The 1793-nt window shown below is 70.5% G+C and carries 1 protein-coding gene; it reads right to left on the bottom strand.

Annotation, left to right across the window (positions count from 1 at the left end):
* Nucleotides 1–234 precede the first annotated feature (234 nt).
* Nucleotides 235–1793: dolichyl-phosphate-mannose--protein mannosyltransferase (locus tag K6I33_RS34720; protein ID WP_229358779.1), on the bottom strand; the 1559-nt coding region annotated here is incomplete at its 5' end.

The raw sequence follows: 1793 nt of genomic DNA, 5'->3' as shown, positions 1-1793 counted from the left end.
GCCCGGCCGCCCCCACCACCGCCACGGTGGCGACACCGATCGCGATCTTCGCGCCAGTACGCATGGTCCCCTTGCCCCCTCCTGGTTTTAATCACCTGATTAAAACCTCGGACGGCACTCTACGGGATGGGAGTGACACACGGTGCGAAACGGCCGGAAACAGCCGCTTGAACCCGACACACCGTCAAACGGCGCCCGGTGTCCGGGTTCCGGCTCCGGCTCCGGCTCCGGCTCTCAGATCCAGGTGTCGAACCACATCCGGTTGCGCCAGGCGTCCACGGGGATGGCCTGGCCGGTGTAGATCGGGAAGAAGTAGATGAAGTTCCAGGCGATGAGCAGGACGAGCACGCCCGCGCCGACGGCGCCCAGCGCGCGGCGCCGTTCGGGGGCGCCGGGCGGGCCGAGGATCGCCCCGATCATCATGGCCACCGCCAGGCAGAGGAACGGCACGAAGACGACCGCGTAGAAGACGAAGATCGTGCGCTCCTGCCACATGAACCAGGGGAGGTATCCGGCCATGACCCCGCACAGCACCGCGCCCGCCCGCCAGTCGCGGCGCAGCGCCCAGCGGTAGAGCAGATAGACGACCGCGAAGCAGCCCGCCCACCACAGCAGCGGCGTGCCCAGCGCGAGCACCTCGCGGGCGCACTTGTCGGCGGTGTCGATGGGGCAGCCGGCGTTGCCGGGCTTGGGCGACTCGTAGAAGTACGACACCGGGCGCGACTGGACCAGCCAGCTCCAGGGGTTGGACTGGTAGGTGTGCGGCGAGGAGAGCGTGGTGTTGAAGTCCCACACCTGCCGCTCGTAGTGCCACAGGCTGCGCAGCGGGTTGAGGACCCCGGCGAGGAAACCGTCCGGGCTGCCGCCGCCGTCGGTCTCGGCCCAGTGCCGGAAGTAACCGCTGTGCTGCCAGCCGGCGGTCCTGCTGTACGTGCCGCTGTGGGTGAACCAGCCGGTCCAGGAGGCGATGTACACGCCGACCGCGACCGGCACGGTCGAGACGAACGCCCAGGGCGCGTCGCGCAGCAGCGCGGACCGCCAGGGCCGCCGGGCGCCGGCGAGACGGCGGGAACCGACGTCCCACAGCACGATCATCAGGCCGAACGCGGCGAGGTAGACGGCGCCGTTCCATTTGGTGGCGAAGGCCAGCCCGAGGAACACCCCGGCGGCCAGCCGCCACGGCCGCCACCCCAGCCGCAGCCGGTCGCCCACCCCGGCGTCGGGCAGGGGCATGCCGTCCTCCCGCACCGGCAGGGCGGCGGCGAGCCGGGCCCGCGCCTTGTCGCGGTCGACGAGCACACAACCGAAGGCGGCGAGGACGAAGAACATCAGCACGGTGTCCAGCAGCGCCGTGCGGCTCATGACGAAGTGCAGCCCGTCGACGGCGAGCAGCGCCCCGGCCAGGCACCCCAGGAACGTCGACCGGAACAGCCGCCGCCCGATGCGGCACAGCATCAGCACCGACAGGGTGCCGAGCACGGCGACCATGAACCGCCAGCCGAAGGGGTTCAACCCGAACATCCACTCGCCGACGGCGATGACCCACTTGCCGACGGGCGGGTGCACGACGTACCCGGGGGCGTCGGGGACGGCGGCGTGCCCGGCGATGATCTGGTCGTTGACGTCCTTGACGCTGTTCCAGTCGACCTCGTAGCCCCGCTTCAGCAGGGCCCAGGCGTCCTTGGCGTAGTACGTCTCGTCGAATATGACGGCGTTCGGGGAACCCAGATTCCAGAACCGGATCAGCCCCGCGAACAGCGCCACGACCAGCGGCCCGGCCCACCCCGTCGACC

Source organism: Streptomyces sp. UNOB3_S3 (assembly GCF_020740895.1).
Lineage (GTDB): Bacteria > Actinomycetota > Actinomycetes > Streptomycetales > Streptomycetaceae > Streptomyces.
This window is presented reverse-complemented; position numbering and strand designations above follow the sequence as displayed.